The 18,047-nt window shown below is 48.2% G+C and carries 15 protein-coding genes; 13 read left to right on the top strand and 2 right to left on the bottom strand.

The annotated features are described in order from the left end of the window. Positions 1 to 41: 41 nt before the first annotated feature. The 13 genes from murD to B0D95_RS10565 all read left to right on the top strand — a co-directional run bounded on the left by murD (position 42) and on the right by B0D95_RS10565 (position 17,180). A complete protein-coding gene (gene murD, locus B0D95_RS10625; protein ID WP_078043881.1) occupies positions 42 to 1,382 on the top strand; it encodes a UDP-N-acetylmuramoyl-L-alanine--D-glutamate ligase in 1,341 nt (446 codons plus the stop codon). After that, positions 1,382 to 2,578 carry a putative lipid II flippase FtsW gene (gene ftsW, locus B0D95_RS10620; RefSeq protein WP_371453663.1) on the top strand — a complete coding sequence of 399 codons (1,197 nt, stop codon included), beginning with the start codon at positions 1,382 to 1,384 and terminating at the stop codon, positions 2,576 to 2,578. The genes murD and ftsW overlap by 1 nt, the downstream gene beginning before the upstream one ends. Continuing rightward, positions 2,575 to 3,678: an undecaprenyldiphospho-muramoylpentapeptide beta-N-acetylglucosaminyltransferase gene (gene murG, locus B0D95_RS10615; protein ID WP_078043879.1), complete on the top strand. Its 1,104-nt coding sequence runs from the start codon at positions 2,575 to 2,577 to the stop codon at positions 3,676 to 3,678. The genes ftsW and murG overlap by 4 nt, the downstream gene beginning before the upstream one ends. A gap of 40 nt (positions 3,679 to 3,718) precedes the next feature. Next, positions 3,719 to 5,107, top strand: coding sequence for a UDP-N-acetylmuramate--L-alanine ligase (murC, locus tag B0D95_RS10610; protein WP_078045711.1), 1,389 nt, complete (start codon positions 3,719 to 3,721; stop codon positions 5,105 to 5,107). A gap of 13 nt (positions 5,108 to 5,120) precedes the next feature. Next, positions 5,121 to 6,092, top strand: a complete 972-nt coding sequence (locus tag B0D95_RS10605) for a D-alanine--D-alanine ligase (protein ID WP_078043878.1) — start codon at positions 5,121 to 5,123, stop codon at positions 6,090 to 6,092. A gap of 4 nt (positions 6,093 to 6,096) precedes the next feature. Then, positions 6,097 to 7,200: a cell division protein FtsQ/DivIB gene (locus B0D95_RS10600; RefSeq protein WP_078043877.1), complete on the top strand. Its 1,104-nt coding sequence runs from the start codon at positions 6,097 to 6,099 to the stop codon at positions 7,198 to 7,200. Between the two features lie 60 nt (positions 7,201 to 7,260). Continuing rightward, on the top strand, positions 7,261 to 8,499 hold the full coding sequence (ftsA, locus tag B0D95_RS10595) for a cell division protein FtsA (protein ID WP_078043876.1): 1,239 nt from the start codon (positions 7,261 to 7,263) through the stop codon (positions 8,497 to 8,499). A 64-nt stretch (positions 8,500 to 8,563) separates the two neighbouring features. Further along, positions 8,564 to 9,739, top strand: a complete 1,176-nt coding sequence (gene ftsZ, locus B0D95_RS10590) for a cell division protein FtsZ (RefSeq protein WP_078043875.1) — start codon at positions 8,564 to 8,566, stop codon at positions 9,737 to 9,739. A 141-nt stretch (positions 9,740 to 9,880) separates the two neighbouring features. Continuing rightward, on the top strand, positions 9,881 to 10,792 hold the full coding sequence (gene lpxC, locus B0D95_RS10585; RefSeq protein ID WP_078043874.1) for a UDP-3-O-acyl-N-acetylglucosamine deacetylase: 912 nt from the start codon (positions 9,881 to 9,883) through the stop codon (positions 10,790 to 10,792). 319 nt (positions 10,793 to 11,111) lie between these two features. Then, the gene (locus B0D95_RS10580) at positions 11,112 to 12,035 is read left to right on the top strand and encodes a peptidoglycan DD-metalloendopeptidase family protein (RefSeq protein WP_078043873.1); all 924 of its coding nucleotides are present in this window, start codon (positions 11,112 to 11,114) and stop codon (positions 12,033 to 12,035) included. Positions 12,036 to 12,190: 155 nt separating this feature from the next. Continuing rightward, a complete protein-coding gene (gene secA / locus B0D95_RS10575; protein ID WP_078043872.1) occupies positions 12,191 to 14,932 on the top strand; it encodes a preprotein translocase subunit SecA in 2,742 nt (913 codons plus the stop codon). A 58-nt stretch (positions 14,933 to 14,990) separates the two neighbouring features. Further along, positions 14,991 to 16,211 (top strand): bifunctional glutamate N-acetyltransferase/amino-acid acetyltransferase ArgJ, encoded by a 1,221-nt coding sequence (gene argJ, locus B0D95_RS10570; protein WP_078043871.1) that lies wholly within the window; start codon positions 14,991 to 14,993, stop codon positions 16,209 to 16,211. 15 nt (positions 16,212 to 16,226) lie between these two features. After that, positions 16,227 to 17,180 (top strand): Nudix family hydrolase, encoded by a 954-nt coding sequence (locus B0D95_RS10565; protein ID WP_210403613.1) that lies wholly within the window; start codon positions 16,227 to 16,229, stop codon positions 17,178 to 17,180. A gap of 28 nt (positions 17,181 to 17,208) precedes the next feature. Here the strand turns inward: B0D95_RS10565 and yacG are convergent, their stop codons facing one another. Continuing rightward, the gene (gene yacG / locus B0D95_RS10560; RefSeq protein WP_078043869.1) at positions 17,209 to 17,412 is read right to left on the bottom strand and encodes a DNA gyrase inhibitor YacG; all 204 of its coding nucleotides are present in this window, start codon (positions 17,410 to 17,412) and stop codon (positions 17,209 to 17,211) included. 8 nt (positions 17,413 to 17,420) lie between these two features. Then, positions 17,421 to 18,032, bottom strand: a complete 612-nt coding sequence (gene coaE, locus B0D95_RS10555) for a dephospho-CoA kinase (protein WP_078043868.1) — start codon at positions 18,030 to 18,032, stop codon at positions 17,421 to 17,423. Positions 18,033 to 18,047: the final 15 nt, after the last annotated feature.

The raw sequence follows: 18,047 nt of genomic DNA, 5'->3' as shown, positions 1-18,047 counted from the left end.
TTCTATTCTGTTTAATAGTGGAGTGCGTGTCTGTGTCCCAAATGATTGCCACCAGTAAGATTAAAGCGATTATCGGCACCGGTATTACCGGTTTGTCGGTTGCCCGCTTTTTGGCGGCACAACAGCAGGCATTTATCCTGCTGGATACGCGTTCATCGCCACCGAATCTGGAGCAGGTTAAGCGTGAGTTCCCCACCGTCAGTATTGAATGTGGTGAGTTGAATCCAAATACCTTGTTGGCTTGCGATGAAATTATTGTTAGCCCCGGTATCGCTGTCGCAACACCCGCTATCGAGCAAGCACGTGCGGCCGGTATTCCGGTAGTAGGTGATATTGAATTATTTGTGCGCTACGCCAAAGCACCAATTGTGGCGATTACCGGTTCTAATGCAAAGAGTACGGTAACCACGCTAGTCGGTGAGATGGCTAAAACGGCCGGTATTCATGTCGCGGTGGGCGGCAATTTAGGTACGCCGGCACTGGAATTATTGGACGATGCTGTTGAGCTCTATGTGATGGAGTTATCCAGCTTCCAATTGGAAACAGTGACCAAACTTAACGCCAAAGTGGCAACCATTTTAAATATCAGCGCGGATCATCTGGATCGTTACGAAAATATGCGCGCTTATATTCTTGCCAAATTGCGTGTGTATTTTGGGGCGGAAACCATTGTGGTAAATCGCAACGACCTGCTCACTCATCCACCGCTCGCCGCAGGCGTTAAGCCCATCTATTTTGGTGGTCGTGCCGATTTTGGTGGCTTTGGCCTAATACAGCGTGATGGTGTTGAGTGGCTTGCTAAAAACCTTACGCCATTAATGGCTGCCAGCGAGCTGAAAATTCGTGGTCGCCATAATGTGGATAATGCCTTGGCTGCACTGGCGCTGGGCGATGCAGCAGCTATCCCTATGGATGCCATGCTCGCAACATTAAAAACCTTTTCCGGTTTACGTCACCGCTGTGAATTTGTTGCTGAAAAAAATGCTGTGGAGTTTTACAACGATTCCAAAGGCACCAATATCGGCGCAACCCTTGCAGCTATATCCGGTCTGGCGCGCGACCCTCATCAGTTAATTGTCATTTTAGGTGGCGAAGGTAAAGGGCAGGACTTCACAGAACTAACCCCTGCACTGCGCGCAATTAATAGCCGCGTGGTATTAATTGGCCGCGATGCACCGGTAATCGAACAGGCGATTTCCTCTGCCACACCAACCGTACATGCCGACTCAATAGTGGATGCGGTTAATAAAGCATTTGCGCTGGCGAATGCGGGTGATGCCGTATTGTTATCACCGGCTTGTGCCAGCTTTGATATGTTTAAAAACTACGAAGATCGTGGTGAGAAATTTTGCTCGGCTGTGCGGGAGCTGTGTGCATCATGATGACCTCCGCCACCTCAATCAACGCCATTCCATTAAGTCAACGCATTGATTGGCCGCTGCTGTGCCTATGGTTTGCATTGATGTCGGTTGGCTTGATTATGGTGGCTTCCGCCTCAGTTTCTTTTGCGGCGTTGACCTATAACGATGCCTGGTTTTTTGCCAAACGTCATGCGGTTTATATGCTGATGGGCATTTGCCTGGCAGGGTTCGTGGTATGTGTGCCCATGAGTGTGTGGCAAAAATATGCGGGTCACTTTTTGTTGTTCACTATTTTCCTGTTGGTGATTGTACTTATTCCAGGCATAGGCAAAAAAGTCAACGGAAGTCAGCGGTGGTTCAGCCTGGGTGTTATATCTATTCAGGTGTCTGAAATCGCCAAATTTTGTGCCGTGGTTTTCTTTGCCAGCTTTTTCGCACGTCGCTATCAAGAGTTACATTTTGGGTGGCAAGGGTTTCTTAAACCACTCATGGTTGTCGGGGTTTTTGTTGGATTGTTATTGCTGGAGCCGGACTTTGGTAGTTCGGTGGTGTTAAGTGCAACAGTGTTCGCCATGATGTTTATTGCCGGTGTCAGAATGCTGCACTTTTTATTACTGATCGTCATTGGTGTCGGCGGCCTTGCTGCGGTTGCTGTGTTATCGCCATACCGCATGCAGCGCTTGATTACCTTCCTTGACCCCTGGGCAGATCAATTCAATACCGGCTATCAATTGACACAATCCTTAATTGGATTCGGGCGTGGAGAGTGGTTCGGTTTGGGCTTGGGCAATAGCTTGCAAAAATTATTCTTTTTACCGGAAGCCCATACTGACTTCATCTTCGCCATTATTGCGGAGGAGTTCGGATTAGTTGGTGCAGTGTTATTGCTGGGTTTATTTGCTGCACTGATCATGCGAATTTTTAACGTGGCCAAACAAAATCTGGCGGCCGGAAAAATGTTCGCAGCACTTGCTACTTTTGGCGTGGCGATTCTGTTTTCATTCCAGGTATTCATCAATATGGGCGTTTCCTCCGGGTTGTTGCCAACCAAAGGTCTGACGCTGCCCTTCATCAGTTACGGCGGTAGTAGTTTGTTGATTTGCTGTGTGCTGATGGCGTTTGTGATGAGAGTGCAATGGGAATTGGCGGGTTATGTACCCGAAGTGCCGGAGCCAACAAAAGTGCCGCGCACTCGCCTCATGGAGGCCAGTGTATGACACAAAAAACGCTACAAGTGTTGATTATGGCAGGAGGAACCGGCGGGCATGTGTTTCCCGCCTTAGCCGTTGCCGATGAGTTGCGTACACGCGGCGCACAGATTAATTGGCTGGGTACAGCGCGTGGTATTGAAACGCGCCTGGTGCCAGCGGCCAATATCCCACTGCATTTTATTAGTGTTGAAGGTGTTCGTGGTCGCGGTGTATCGGGTTTGCTCAAGGCTCCCTTTTTAATTGTCTATGCACTCTTGCAATCGCTGCGAATTATTCGCCGCATTAAACCGGATGTTGTTATCGGTTTTGGTGGTTTTGCCTCCGGCCCTGGTGGCTTGGCAGCAGTACTGGCACGCACGCCCTTGGTCATTCATGAACAAAATGCGGTGGCGGGCACCACGAACCGCCTCTTGGCAAAAAAAGCAAATCGTGTCGTAGCGGCATTTCCCCATGCGTTTATTGGTCGCAGCGAACAAGAGGTGAAAGTGGTTGGCAATCCGGTTCGCCAAAAAATTCAACAATTGGGTGCTGCTACCCCGCGTTATCAAGCGCGTGCAGATCAGCAAGCACCGCTGCGTCTTTTAGTGTTAGGCGGTAGCTTAGGTGCGAAGGCGATTAATGAACTGGTGCCTGAAGCCATGTCGCATGTACCCGTTAATGTGCGCCCGCAGATTTGGCATCAAACCGGTAAAAATCATGCAGAAGCGACACTCGCGTTGTATATGCAGCATCAGGTTAACGCCAAGGTCGATGCCTTTATTGACGATATGGCGGCGGCCTATGCCTGGGCTGATGTGGTGATTTGTCGCGCGGGTGCCTTGACGGTTTCGGAACTGATGATGGCCGGTGTTGCTGCCATTTTAATTCCATTGCCATCCGCCATCGATGATCATCAAACCTTTAATGCAAAAAATTTAACTGATGCCGGTGCTGGTATTGCGCTGGTACAAAAAGATTTAACCGCAGCAAAACTGGCTGCATTACTGTTAACCGAATTAGCTGACCGCGATCATTTAAGGTCGATGGCGGAAAAAGCGCAGCAGCTAGCCAAGCCTGACTCTGCACGCGATGTAGCTGATATTTGTGAGGAGGTCGCCCGTGGATAATTCTGCGCAGAAGTCCATAGGTCAATATTGTGTGCCAGAAATGCGCCGAATTCGTCGCATCCATTTTATTGGCATTGGCGGTGCAGGTATGAGTGGCATCGCCGAAGTATTACTTAACCAGGGTTATGAAATTTCCGGTTCGGATATTAAAGCATCCAGTGTTACTGATCGCTTAAAAACCAAAGGTGCCACTATTTATATTGGCCATGCGGCTGAAAATGTTCAAGGCGCAGATGTTGTTGTGAACTCCAGTGCAGTGAATGCACAAAACCCGGAAATTCAGGGTGCCCGTGAATTGCGTATTCCCATTGTGCGCCGCGCCGAGATGCTTGCGGAGTTGATGCGTTATCGTCACGGTATTGCGGTTGCCGGTACACACGGAAAAACCACGACCACCAGTTTATTGGCATCAGTCTTGGCAGCAGCAAAACTGGACCCTACATTTATTATTGGTGGTTTGGTGAATAGCACCGGCACCAATGCACAACTGGGCGCCAGCCGTTATTTGGTCGCCGAAGCGGACGAGAGCGACGCATCATTTTTACACCTGCAGCCGATGGTGGCGATTGTTACCAATATCGATGCCGATCATATGGAAACCTATGGCGGTGACTTTTCCAAATTGAAAAAAACCTTCATCGAGTTTTTGCACAACTTGCCTTTTTATGGACTTGCGGTGCTGTGCGGTGATGATCCGGTTGTGCGCGAGATTATTCCGGAAGTGGCGCGCCCGATTCTTACCTATGGTTTTGATGAACGTTGCGATTTCCGTGCGATTAATATCCGCCAGGACAAAATGCATTCCGAGTTTGATGTTATTCGTCCCGGTCATGAAAAAGCATTGCATATTCGCATCAATATTCCTGGTATCCACAATGTCTTGAATGCAACTGCAGTAATTGCTGTCGCTACCGATGAAGGCATTAGCGATGAGGCTATTCAATTTGGTTTGGAAAACTTCCAGGGCGTTGGTCGACGCTTTCAAGTTTATGGCAATTTTCCGGTGGGCGAAGGCGATGCAATGTTGGTTGATGATTACGGTCATCACCCACGTGAAGTGGCTGCAGTTATTAAAGCGGTGCGCGACGGTTGGCCCGATCGCCGCTTGGTCATGATTTATCAGCCGCATCGCTACACACGGACCCGGGATCTTTATGAAGATTTCGTAGAGGTACTATCCACGGTGGACGCATTAATTATGTTGGAAGTCTACAGTGCCGGTGAGGATGCAATCCCCGGTGCCGACAGTCGTCACTTGTGTCGCAGTGTGCGTGCACGCGGAGTGGTTGAGCCGATTTTTGTTGAAACCGTTGACGGTGTTCCTGCAATCGTAAAAGACATAGTTCGTGCTGGCGACATAGTGATCACCCAGGGCGCTGGTAATGTGGGTGTACTTTCTCCTGAATTAGCAAAACGACAATTGCGTTAGAGGTTATTGAGTCATGCAAGCAGTCAAGTTGCCTGTCGATGAGGCGCTAAAAAAACAAATTGGTCGCGTAGGCGTGTTATTTGGTGGCCTTTCCGCTGAGCGTGAAATTTCATTGCAAAGTGGTGCCGCCGTGATTGCTGCTTTGGTTGAGGCGGGCATTGAGCATGTGACAATCGATGTGGGTCACAATATTATTGCCGACATTCAAGCCGCAAAAATCGATCGCGCATTTTTAATACTGCATGGCCCAGGTGGGGAAGATGGTCGCATTCAAGCCTTGCTGGAATTTTTAAATATTCCCTATACCGGTAGTGATGTGCAGTCATCAGCCTTGGCAATGGATAAGTTGCGCACCAAACAATTGTGGCGTGGTGTTGATATAAACGGCAAACAAGGTTTACCAACACCGGAATTTGCAGTGCTGAACGGCAATTCAAACTTTGCGCAGGTACTTGCCCATTTGGGTGGCGATGTGATGGTGAAACCGGCAAATGAAGGTTCCAGCATTGGTATGTCGCGTGTGAATACTGCTGCCGATTTGGAAGCCGCTTTCAATAAAGCGGCGCAATATCAGGGCAGTGTGTTGGTGGAGCGTTTGATTGTGGGCAGTGAGTACACCGTAGCGATTCTTGATGGTGAAGCCTTGCCTCCCATCAAATTAGAAACAGACCATAGTTTCTACGACTTCAATGCCAAGTACATCGCCGAAGACACTCGCTATCTTTGCCCTTGTGGTTTGTCAGCAGAAAAAGAACAGGAATTAAAAAACCTGGCATTGAATGCGTTCAGAACCGTAGGGTGTCGTGGGTGGGGACGAGTGGATGTAATGGCCGATCAACAACAAAACTTTTACTTGTTGGAAGTGAACACGGCGCCCGGCATGACCAGTCATAGCCTGGTTCCCATGGCTGCTAAGGCGATTGGTTTGTCGTTTACTGAATTGGTACTGACAATTTTGCGCGCAAGCGTGAAAGACAAAGCATAAAACCATGCGCGATTTTAAGGGGGTTGGTGAACGTATTGAGCCGCGGTTTGGTAGCGGTCAATTGGAGGGCGATGCTCCTCCAGCGCGTTCCCGTCGCCCAGCGGTTGAGCGAAGTGAAGCGGTGGAGGTTGTTGGAACATCGACGCCCGCTGCCCGAATAATACGCGATGTGCTTTTGGATTCGGCGGATTCAGGTACAGCGCAGAGTGATTTTGCCCGCAGGCCCAAGCGTGTTGCGCCGCGTGAGCAAGGTTATACGAAGGCATCGCCACAAGGCGCGAGTAAATCCCGTCGCCCGGTAGCGCAAAAACGCAATTGGCAATGGAATTTTACGTGGCTGAATCGCAAGTTTGCCACTGTCGTTTTTGTCTTGGCATTAGCCTTCGGGCTTTATTGGATTAGCGAGCCATTGGCTAAAGTCTTTGAGCGGCCAATTAAAAGTGTGGTGGTTGAGGGCGAGTTCAATCTAATCAGCAAAACGCGTGCAACCGAGCTCATTGGCGACGAAATTGATGGCGATTTTTTGCAGTTAAACCTGATGCGTCTCAAGGGGGCGTTGTTGACAGATCCCTGGGTGGAAAAAGTCACACTTAACCGACGTTGGCCAGACACATTAGTGGTAAAAATTACCGAGCAAAAACCTATTGCCCGATGGGGCGATGGTTTCTTGAATCAGCGTGGTGAAATTGTTCGCGTCGAGGATGCAACCAAGCTTTCCGGCTTGCCTTGGCTACAAGGAAACGAGGCTGATGCGATTGAAATTTTGCAGCAATATCAGGATTTATCCCAAATTTTGCGCTCGCGTGGCTTGGAAGTATTGGCATTAAAGTGCGATAACAAAAAATCTTGGCGATTAACGATAAAAAATCACGTAGAAATCGCACTTGGACGCGATCAAGTGATGGAAAAAATACGTAGATTTGTTACTGTATACGACACAAAACTTAATAGTGTATGGGCAGATGTAAAAGCGATTGATCTGCGCTATAGCAACGGTGTTGCAGTGCGTTGGGTTGCTGATTCCGAGATGGCAAAAAAATATATAAAAAGTCAGCCTCAGGTTGGCGTTGCTGTTCCGGCAACAAAGGTTTTACCACAGATTAATTGATGATGAATATCGCCAGTTGTATTGAAATTGGCTTACTAACTGGCAAACGAGGTTTACTGAATGGCACACGTTAGCGACAACAAAATGATTGTAGGCCTGGACATCGGCACGTCCAAGGTTGTAGCTATCGTTGGTGCTATTACCCCTGAGGGTCAGTTGGAAATTGTTGGTATAGGTTCCCATCGTTCCAATGGTTTGAAAAAAGGGGTGGTGGTAAATATTGAGTCGACCGTGCTATCCATTCAGCGCGCTATCGAAGAAGCAGAACTCATGGCCGGTTGTCAGATCCATTCGGTCTATGCTGGCATCGCAGGTAGCCATATTCGCAGCTTGAACTCGCACGGTATTGTGGCGATTCGTGATCGCGAAGTGTTTTCCCAGGACTTGGAGCGCGTGATTGATGCGGCACAAGCAGTGGCGATTCCGGCGGATCAAAAAATCCTGCACATTTTGCCGCAAGAGTTTCTGATTGATGATCAAGACGGGGTGAAAGAACCGCTGGGTATGTCTGGTGTGCGTTTGGAAGCCAAGGTGCATTTGGTGACTTGTGCCGTGAATGCCGCGCAAAATATTGAAAAATGTATTCGCCGCTGTGGTCTGGAAGTAGAAGACATTATTTTGGAGCAGCTGGCGTCCAGCTACTCCGTGTTGACTGAGGATGAAAAAGAACTCGGTGTGTGCGTTGTCGATATCGGCGGTGGTACGACGGATATCGCCATCTTCAAAGAAGGTGCTATTCGCCATACGGGTGTTATCCCAATTGCGGGTGATCAGGTAACCAACGACATCGCCATGGCATTGCGTACACCAACGCCCAATGCGGAAGAAATCAAAATCAAGTACGCCTGTGCGCTGGCAAAATTAACCAGCCCGGATGAAACCATCAAAGTGCCCAGCGTGGGTGATCGCCAACCGCGCGACTTATCGCGTCAAGCCTTGGCTGAAGTGGTTGAACCGCGTTACGACGAGCTATTTACGTTGGTGCAAGCTGAACTGCGCCGCAGTGGTTATGAGGATTTGTTAGCGGCCGGCATAGTGTTGACCGGAGGCACATCAAAAATGGAAGGTGTTATTGAATTGGCGGAAGAGATTTTCCACATGCCTGTGCGTTTAGGTGCACCGCAGAACATTCGTGGATTATCCGACATAGTCAACAATCCAATTTATTCCACCGGCGTAGGTTTGTTGATTTACGCCATGAAGCAGCAGCATAACCTGGGGCGCTCATCGCCTGCTGCCAAAGAGTCGCAAGGTTCGCTGCTCAGTAAGATCAAGAAAATTTTCCAAAGCAATTTTTAATGAGTTGTGCATAAACCAAATTATTTTTCACAGATTGAGTCAAGGGAAACAAAGGGGTGTGGCCATGTTTGAATTAGTAGATAACCTGCATCAAAACGCGGTAATCAAAGTCATCGGTGTCGGTGGCGGTGGCGGTAACGCCGTCAAACACATGATTGCCAGTAAAATCGAAGGCGTTGAATTTATTTGCGCCAATACCGATTCGCAAGCATTGAAAGACATAGATGCGCGCACGGTACTGCAACTCGGCAATTCCATGACCAAAGGTCTGGGGGCTGGTGCTAATCCGGAAATCGGTCGTCAAGCGGCAATGGAAGATCGCGAGCGCATCGCCGAAGTATTGCGCGGCGCGGATATGGTATTCATTGCTGCTGGTATGGGCGGTGGTACCGGTACAGGCGCTGCTCCTGTTGTTGCCGAAGTTGCACGCGATTTGGGAATTTTGACGGTTGCTGTTGTGACCAAGCCTTTCCCTTTTGAAGGTCGCAAGCGCATGGTGATTGCCGATGCCGGTATTAAAGAGTTGAGCGAGCGCGTTGACTCATTAATTACCATTCCCAATGAGAAGCTGCTGTCAGTATTGGGCAAATCAACCAGCCTGCTTGACGCTTTCAAGGCCGCCAATAACGTATTGCTCGGTGCAGTTCAGGGTATTGCTGACCTGATTATTCGTCCCGGTATGATCAACGTCGACTTTGCAGACGTGCGTACTGTGATGTCCGAAATGGGCATGGCGATGATGGGTACAGGTCGTGCTACCGGTGAAAATCGTGCGCGTGAAGCGGCTGAAGCGGCGATTCGCAGCCCCTTGTTGGAAGATGTAAACCTGCAAGGTGCGCGCGGTATTTTGGTTAACATCACTGCCGGTATCGACCTTTCTTTGGGTGAATACTCCGAAGTTGGCAGCATAATCGAAGAATTTGCATCAGGTGATGCGACAGTTGTTGTGGGTACAGTAATTGATCCTGAGCTCACTAACGAGCTGCGTGTTACTGTTGTTGCAACAGGTTTGGGTGTTGTTGTTTCCGCACAAGTAAAAGAAACCAAGCCAGCGCCGACCAAGGTGATCGACAACACCCGTCGTGCGGCGCCACCTGCTGATTATGCGGCCTTGGATCGTCCTACCCACCTGCGAGCTAATGCCCATTCATCCAATGCGGCAGCTCTGGCAGCACCACTGGGCGATAAGGAATTGGAATATCTGGATATTCCAGCGTTCTTGCGTCGTCAGGCGGACTAATGCTTTTGCTATAGGGGGGATTGTCAGCTTTAACTGGTTGATATACCCCTGGGTTGGTAGCATATAGCGTAAATAAGGGAGCGCGGTTTGTTAGCGCCATCCCTACGCAAATTGGAAACTGACCTGGCAGAGGCATGACCGATGATCAAACAGCGAACGCTTAAAAACTCAATACGTACCACCGGTGTAGGCTTGCATACAGGTGACAAAATCCACCTGACGCTGCTGCCAGCACCTGTTGATAGCGGTATCGTATTTCGCCGCGTGGATCTCAATCCACCCGTCGAGATTAAGGCGACCGCTAAAAATGTGGGCGAGACAACGCTTTCTACCTGCCTGATCAAAGATGACGTCAGGGTCTCAACAGTAGAGCACTTGATGTCAGCAATGGCGGGTATGGGGATTGATAATGCAATCGTCGAATTAACGGGGCCAGAAATTCCGATCATGGATGGCAGCGCCGGTCCCTTTGTGTTCCTGATTCAATCTGCCGGCGTCCAGGAACAGAATGCCCCGAAAAAATTCGTACGGATTAAAAAAGAAGTGACATTGAGGGATGGTGACAAGTTTGCCACCTTCGCGCCCTTTGATGGCTTTAAGGTCTCTTTTTCCATTGAGTTTGATCATCCGGTCTTTAAAGATCGTCGCCCGCAAACGGAGCTGGATTTCTCCAGTTCCAGCTTTGTTAAAGACATCAGTCGGGCGCGTACCTTTGGTTTTATGCATGAAATCGAATACTTGCGTTCCAAAGGCTTGGCCCGTGGCGGCAGTATGGACAACGCGATTGTGGTCGATCAATACCGCATTCTTAATGAAGAAGGGTTGCGCTTCGAAGATGAGTTTGTAAAACACAAAGTGCTTGATGCCATTGGCGATCTTTATATGCTGGGTAACAGTTTGATCTGTGAATATAAGGCGCACAAGTCAGGCCATTCACTCAATAACCGTGCGTTACGCTTGCTGTTGGAGCAACCTGATGCATGGGAGATTGTAACCTTTGATGAAAATCAGGCGTTGCCTATTACCTATATAGCGCCAATTGCTGTAGCCTGATTCTAGGTAGTGCTATGTTCAAATTGTGAACATAGCCTAATTTTATACTTGTTAAATCCTTCCCATCTGTGCGATATTTCTTGGGCACGTTGTTTTACGTGCTTTGCAGGGACTCTCCGCACCGTATAATCTCCCCAGTGAATTAAGTGCAATCCTTTGTTTTTAAAGCAATTTTTATTGTGCTAAAAACAAAGTGGCTTTGTGTAGGACGCTTTAGGTGACTGGGTATAGTTGCCGTCCTGGTTAATCAAATAGAACGTAAGTCATACCAACGGCATCAGTAGATGACAGCCTTTTTATTAATAAAAATGATTTATAAATGAAGATTATTATCGTCAACAAAAACCATGCGCAAGCTCGCAGTTTCACCCTGGGTGGGTGGACTCGCGCGTTCTTGTCTGTGTGTTTGTTGGGGATCCCCACTTTTGTGGGCGCTTGGGGCTACAGTTGGCTGGTGTCAGGCGATAAGGATGGTTTTTTTACGACAGACTCGAAAGCATGGATGGATATTTTATCTGCCCATGAAACCGAAATTGAGCAGGAACGAGCCGCCTCAGAGGCGCAAATCGCGGCACTAACCAGCAAAATGGCAGAGCTGCAAGCGCGTTTGATGCGTTTGGATGCCTTGGGTGAAAAGCTCACATCAGCCGCCAATCTTGAGCAAGGGGAGTTTGATTTTAGTCAGGTTCCCCCCTTAGGTGGCCCATCAAAGGCGCCTCATGTCTATCAAACCCCCGACTTCTTTGCCGCTATAGACCAACTATCGGGTCAGGTAGATAGCCGTGAACAGCAACTCAATACCATTGAATCCCTGCTGGCGAACCGTAGCTTGCAAGAAGAAACACTGTTGTCGGGTGCTCCAGTCGCTAATGCCTGGATGACCTCCCGCTTTGGATATCGTAAAGATCCTTTTACCGGCAAAACTGAATTCCATTCCGGATTAGACTTTGCAGCACCAACGGGAAGCAAAGTCAGTAGTGTTGCGGCTGGTATTGTTAATTGGGCTGGTCGCCATCCTGAATATGGCAATATGGTTGAGGTTAAGCATGGCGACGGATTAGTTACTCGCTATGCGCACAACAAATCAAATTTAGTTAAAGCCGGTGATGTAGTTAAGAAAGGGCAGGTAATTGCCTTGTCTGGTTCTACCGGTCGATCCACGGCTCCCCATGTACATTTTGAAGTCTACAAAAATGGACGTGTTGTTGATCCCGCATCTTATATCCGCCGCACTACTCGTTAGTTATTCCTGCCTCGTCGACAGCTGATTTCGCTCTTGCTTTAGTCGACGCCTTCCTATTTACTTGCCAGCATTTTTTGGGGTTGCCCAACGCTATTTTTAGCGCTGTTATGCTGCGCAGATTTTATTCAGTTTTTTGTTTTATTACGGTATTCATCATGATCGGTAAGTTAATAAAGGCAGTTTTTGGTTCAAAGAATGAGCGCGAATTAAAGCGCATGAATAAAACAGTGGCGCGTATCAGTGCCCTTGAGCCAGAAATACAGGCGCTCAGTGATGAGCAATTAAAAGCAAAGACCCTTGAGTTTCGCGAGCGTTACAACAAAGGCGAGACATTGGATCAGCTATTGCCTGAGGCATTTGCCACTGTGCGTGAGGCCAGTAAACGCGTGCTGGGCATGCGCCATTTTGATGTGCAAATGATTGGTGGTATGAGTCTGCATGAAGGGCGTATTGCCGAGATGCGTACTGGTGAAGGTAAAACACTGGTATCAACCTTGCCAAGTTACTTGCATGCATTAGCGGGTAAAGGCGTTCACATCGTGACGGTGAATGATTATCTGGCAAGCCGCGACGCAAACTGGATGATGCCGTTGTATGAATTTTTAGGCATGACTGTTGGTGTTATCCAATCTATGCAGCCCGCTTCCGTTAAGCGTGCTGCCTATGCTGCCGATGTTACTTATGGCACCAACAATGAATATGGTTTTGATTATCTGCGCGATAATATGGCGCTTAGTAAGCGCGATAAGGTTCAGCGCCCCTTAAATTTTGCAGTAATCGATGAAGTGGACTCTATCCTTATCGATGAAGCGCGTACGCCACTGATTATTTCCGGTGCGGCAGAAAACAGTTCCGAGCTATACAAGCGCATGAATCAATTGGTGCTGAAGTTAAAACGCCAAATTGATAATGGAGAAGATGGTGATCGTCGTGTTATCTCTGAGCCAGGTGACTTTACCGTCGATGAAAAATCACGTCAGGTTGAATTGACAGAAGATGGCCATCAGCGTGTAGAGGATTTGTTAATTCAAGCTGGTTTGTTACAGCCAGATCAAAACCTTTATGCCGCGAATAATCTGGCATTATTGCATCACGTTAACTCTGCATTGCGTGCTCATGCGTTGTTCCATTTGGATGTGGAATATATTGTTCAGGAAGGACAGGTTGTATTAATCGATGAACACACTGGCCGTACTATGCCCGGTCGTCGTTTGTCAGAAGGTTTGCATCAAGCGATTGAAGCTAAAGAAGGCGTTGCGATTCAAAGTGAAAGCCAGACTCTCGCGTCTACCACCTTTCAAAACTATTTCCGTTTGTACCCAACCCTGTCCGGTATGACCGGTACAGCAGATACCGAAGCCTATGAATTCCGCGAAATTTATGGTTTGGATGTGGTGGTTATTCCAACCAACCGTGTTGTACAACGTCTGGACATGAACGATAAGGTGTTTTTATCGCTGGAAGAAAAGTATCTGGCAATTGTTGAAGACATCAAAGCATTCCAATCTAAAAATGCCCCGATTCTCGTGGGGACTGCATCGATTGAAACCTCGGAAGAAATGTCGCGCCGCTTAACTAAAGCGGGCATTAAGCATCAAGTGCTCAATGCCAAGTTCCATGCGCAGGAAGCAGAAATTATTGCGCAAGCGGGGCGCCCGGGAGCAGTCACTATTGCCACCAACATGGCGGGGCGTGGTACGGATATTGTATTGGGTGGTCGTTGGGAATCCGATGTAGCCAAGGTAGAAAATCCTACGCCAGAACAAATTGAGGCAATTAAAGCCGATTGGAAACAGCGCCATGAGACTGTGTTAGCAGCAGGTGGTTTGCACATTATTGGTACTGAACGCCACGAATCCCGTCGTATTGATAATCAGCTGCGTGGTCGTGCAGGTCGTCAGGGTGATCCGGGCTTAACACGTTTTTATTTGTCGCTTGAAGATAACCTGATGCGTATTTTTGCCTCTGAGCGCGTCCGCAATTTTATGCAGGCTCTGGGAATGGAAAAAGGCGAGGCTATTGAGCATCGCATGGTTAACAACGCAATTGAAAAAGCACAGCGTAAAGTGGAAGGGCGTAACTTCGACATTCGTAAACAATTGCTTGAGTTTGACGATGTTGCCAATGATCAACGGCAGATTATTTATCACCAACGCAATGAATTGTTGGATGCAGATTCTATCCGCGAGACTATTACCGCTATCCGCGAAGAAGTTGTTGAGGATTTGATTAACGGCTTTATTCCACCGCAATCAATTGAAGATCAGTGGGATGTGGCTGGCTTGGAAAAACAAATTGAAACGGATTTTGGTTTGCGTCTCACTATTGCCAAATGGCTTGAAGAAGATACGCGCCTACACGAAGAAACTTTGCGTAAGAAAATTTTGGCAGAGATCCAAGGTGCTTACGACACCAAGTGCGAGCGTGTTGGCGACATCATGCTGGAAATTGAAAAACAAGTGATGCTGCAGGTGTTAGACAATGCTTGGAAGGATCACTTGGCAACCATGGATCATTTGCGCCAAGGTATTAATTTACGCTCTTATGCACAGCGTAACCCCAAGCAGGAATACAAGCGTGAAGCGTTTGAATTGTTCCAAAGTTTGCTGATGACCGTAAAGCGCGAAACTATTCATTTAATGGCGCGTGTTGAGCCTATTTCACGCGAACAAATGGAAGAGATGGAAAACCAGCGTCGCGAAGAGTTGGCCCGACAAAAAATGCAATTGCGTCATGATGAACTTTCTGCCTTGGGTGAAGCTGAGCCTGAGCCAGTCGCGTCGGCACCACGAACGCCATCCACAGTGGTACGCGAAGGGCGTAAAGTGGGTCGTAATGATCCATGCCCATGTGGATCTGGTAAAAAGTTTAAAAGCTGTCACGGCGCGCTTGAATAAATTTTGCTGGCTAATGCGGCTGGCGGTATGAAAAAGTTTTTTATTGAGTAAATAAATTATGGCTGTTGGTGATTATCCTTTTCCGCACATGCACCCTGTTCAGGGTGTTAAATTAACTGCTGTAAATGCCGGCATTAAAAAAGTCGGACGTCGCGATGTCGTCTTATTTGAATTGGCGGAAGGCAGCAGTGTTGCGGGTGTTTTTACTAAAAATGCATTTTGTGCTGCACCAGTGACCCTGTGTAAAGATCACCTCAGCAAAGCCCCGATTCGTTATTTGCTGATCAATTCAGGCAATGCTAATGCGTGTACTGGCGAGCAGGGTTTGTTGGATGCAAAAGCAACCTGTGCGGCGATTGCTGAATTAACCGGTGTTACACCTGAGCAGGTATTGCCTTTTTCGACGGGCGTGATTGGTGAGCCTTTACCGGTGCAAAAAATTACCGCAGTCATTCCAGAGGCTCTGGCAAAGGTCAATATTGATGGGTGGGATGATGCCGGTGCTGGCATTATGACCACAGATACTCGCCCCAAAGGTTTCAGCCAACAGTTCGAATACCAAGGTAAAACGATTACCGTTAATGGTATCTCCAAAGGCGCGGGAATGATTAAGCCCAATATGGCGACCATGTTGGGTTATATCGCAACTGACGCAAAAATTGCACAACCATTGCTGCAAGCGCTTGCGCGTGAAGCTGCGGATAAATCATTTAATCGCATCACCATTGATGGTGACACATCGACCAACGACTCGTGCATTTTAATCGCAACAGGCCAGATTGATTTGCCGGAAGTGACAGAGGCGAAGGGTGAGCTTTACGAAAAGTTGCGTGAAATAATTTTGGCTGCCCACATTCATCTCGCCAAAAGTATTGTGAGCGATGGTGAAGGTGCTACCAAGTTTGTGACCGTTGCCGTAAGTGGCGGCGCAACACGCGATGAATGCCTGGATGTTGCCTACGCGGTTGCCCACTCGCCCTTGATAAAAACCGCATTGTTTGCGTCTGATCCCAATTGGGGGCGTATTGTGGCGGCCATTGGTTATGCGGGTGTAGCCGACTTGGATGCGACCAAAGTGCGTGTTCATTTGAATGAGACATTAATTGTTGAGCATGGCGGCCGCGCTAAAAGCTATACCGAAGAGCAGGGACAGGCGGTCATGAAGCAAGCAGAAATTGCAATTAATATTAATCTTGGCCGTGGTGATGTAGCAGAAACAGTATGGACAACCGATTTGTCCTATGAGTATGTGCGCATCAATGCGGACTATCGCTCCTGATCACTGCGGTTTCTTGTGAATAAGTTAGTGCATGTTGCCGTCGGTGTGATTTACCGGCCCGATGGTAACATTCTGATTGCCAAGCGCCCGGACTCAGCGCATCAAGGTGGGCTCTGGGAGTTTCCGGGCGGTAAGGTCGATGCTGGCGAAACGATTCAGCAGGCCTTGGCGCGTGAGTTGCGCGAAGAATTGAATATTAATGTGCTTGCCAGCGAGCCATTAATACAAATTCGTCATCATTATACTGACAAGTCTGTGCTTCTGGATGTGCATCGTATTACCCGCTTTTCTGGCGAAGCCTGTGGTAATGAAGGTCAGCCAATTCAATGGGTTGATGTTGAACAACTTAAAGGGTTTGAATTCCCTGCCGCCAATCGCCCCATTATTTCTGCTATTAATTTGCCATCCACCTATGCAATTACGGGTGCATTAACAAATGAACCTGACTTTATTGCGCGTGTCACGGATGTCCTGGCGGCTGGTGTTGGTATTTTACAGTTGCGAATTCCCAATCTTTCTCCGGTACACCATTACGAGCTGTTAAATGTTGTTGCAGATTTAACCTCGCTATATAAGGTACAGTTGCAACTAAATACCTCGGTAGCTACCTTCAATCAAATTCAAATGCTGTTGCCTCAGATAAATGCGGGGTTGCATCTGAATCGCCATGAAGCCGCTGAGCTAATTGAACGCCCGGTTGCCCATAATATCCTGCTGGGTGTTTCTTGCCACAATGCGCAAGAAATTGAGCACGCACAAGCAATAGGTGCGGATTATTTGCTCCTGTCACCTGTTAACTACACGCAATCCCACCCTGATCTACTTCCGCTGGGTTGGGCTGCATTTTCAGAATTGGTTGAGTTAGCAAATGTGCCGGTGTACGCACTGGGTGGTGTGGGAGAGGAAGATCTGAATCTTGCTCGAGCGAACGGTGCCCAAGGCATCGCCAGTATCAGTGCCTGGTGGTGATCTAAGACAGGGGGCACTTAGAGCGCCCTTAATCATCCTCTGAGTTGATATCCAGATTATCCCCTGCAATGCGATGGCTTTCGCTTGCCCATTCTCCCAAATCAATTAACCGACAACGATCACTACAAAATGGGCGATGGGGAAAATCATCATTCCACAGTACGGTTTTTTTACAGGTTGGGCAGGCAAGTTTTAAGCTGGTTAAGTCTGTGATTGGATCTGTAATTGACATAAATAAGATTACTTGGGTGAAGTGGTTTCCGCGTGTGTCAGCTCCAGGTAGAGTTGATGAAGCTTGTCCACCTGTTGGTTTAATTCATCAATACTGCCGTGATTTTGAATAATATCATGGGCGCGTGCGCAACGTTCCTGGCGACTCAATTGTGTTTGCATTATCGCTTTAATCTGTTGCTCATCGCTGTTGTCGCGCTGACTGGCACGATCTATTTGCGTCATCTCACGCACATCCACAACCAATATGCGGTCAACTAATTCGTATTGCTTGGTTTCGAGCAAGAGTGGTGACTCAAGGATGCTATAGGCGCTAGTGGAGGTGCTGAGCTGGCGGCGAATTTCTGCATTAATTAGTGGGTGAAGCAATGCCTCAAGCCATTGTTTTTCTGCCGGGGATTGGAAAATAATCTCGCGCAATTTGCGTCGGTTCAAGGTGCCATCCGCGGCGAGAATCTCCGGACCAAAGTGCTGCGCAATTGCTTGTAGTGCTGGGCAACCGGGCATTACGACTTCACGCGCAACTACATCTGCATTGACAAGGGTTATGCCATGCAAAGCAAAGCGCTTGCTCGCTTGCGACTTTCCGCTACCAATACCGCCGGTAAGACCAATAATCATCTCGATACAACTCCT

This window comes from Cellvibrio sp. PSBB023 (genome assembly GCF_002007605.1).
Taxonomy (GTDB): Bacteria; Pseudomonadota; Gammaproteobacteria; order Pseudomonadales; family Cellvibrionaceae; genus Cellvibrio.
The sequence above is the reverse complement of the archived record's forward strand: the minus strand, read 5'-3'. Positions and strand labels throughout refer to the sequence as shown.

Coding starts and splice junctions, on each gene's coding strand:
- B0D95_RS10605 (WP_078043878.1), top strand. CDS start 5,121: ATGCAAGCAGTCAAGTTGCCTGTCGATGAGGCGCTAAAAAAACAAATT.
- lpxC (WP_078043874.1), top strand. CDS start 9,881: ATGATCAAACAGCGAACGCTTAAAAACTCAATACGTACCACCGGTGTA.
- argJ (WP_078043871.1), top strand. CDS start 14,991: ATGGCTGTTGGTGATTATCCTTTTCCGCACATGCACCCTGTTCAGGGT.
- secA (WP_078043872.1), top strand. CDS start 12,191: ATGATCGGTAAGTTAATAAAGGCAGTTTTTGGTTCAAAGAATGAGCGC.
- murC (WP_078045711.1), top strand. CDS start 3,719: ATGCGCCGAATTCGTCGCATCCATTTTATTGGCATTGGCGGTGCAGGT.
- murD (WP_078043881.1), top strand. CDS start 42: ATGATTGCCACCAGTAAGATTAAAGCGATTATCGGCACCGGTATTACC.
- ftsW (WP_371453663.1), top strand. CDS start 1,382: ATGACCTCCGCCACCTCAATCAACGCCATTCCATTAAGTCAACGCATT.
- ftsA (WP_078043876.1), top strand. CDS start 7,261: ATGGCACACGTTAGCGACAACAAAATGATTGTAGGCCTGGACATCGGC.
- B0D95_RS10600 (WP_078043877.1), top strand. CDS start 6,097: ATGCGCGATTTTAAGGGGGTTGGTGAACGTATTGAGCCGCGGTTTGGT.
- murG (WP_078043879.1), top strand. CDS start 2,575: ATGACACAAAAAACGCTACAAGTGTTGATTATGGCAGGAGGAACCGGC.
- B0D95_RS10580 (WP_078043873.1), top strand. CDS start 11,112: ATGAAGATTATTATCGTCAACAAAAACCATGCGCAAGCTCGCAGTTTC.
- coaE (WP_078043868.1), bottom strand. CDS start 18,032: ATGATTATTGGTCTTACCGGCGGTATTGGTAGCGGAAAGTCGCAAGCG.
- yacG (WP_078043869.1), bottom strand. CDS start 17,412: ATGTCAATTACAGATCCAATCACAGACTTAACCAGCTTAAAACTTGCC.
- ftsZ (WP_078043875.1), top strand. CDS start 8,564: ATGTTTGAATTAGTAGATAACCTGCATCAAAACGCGGTAATCAAAGTC.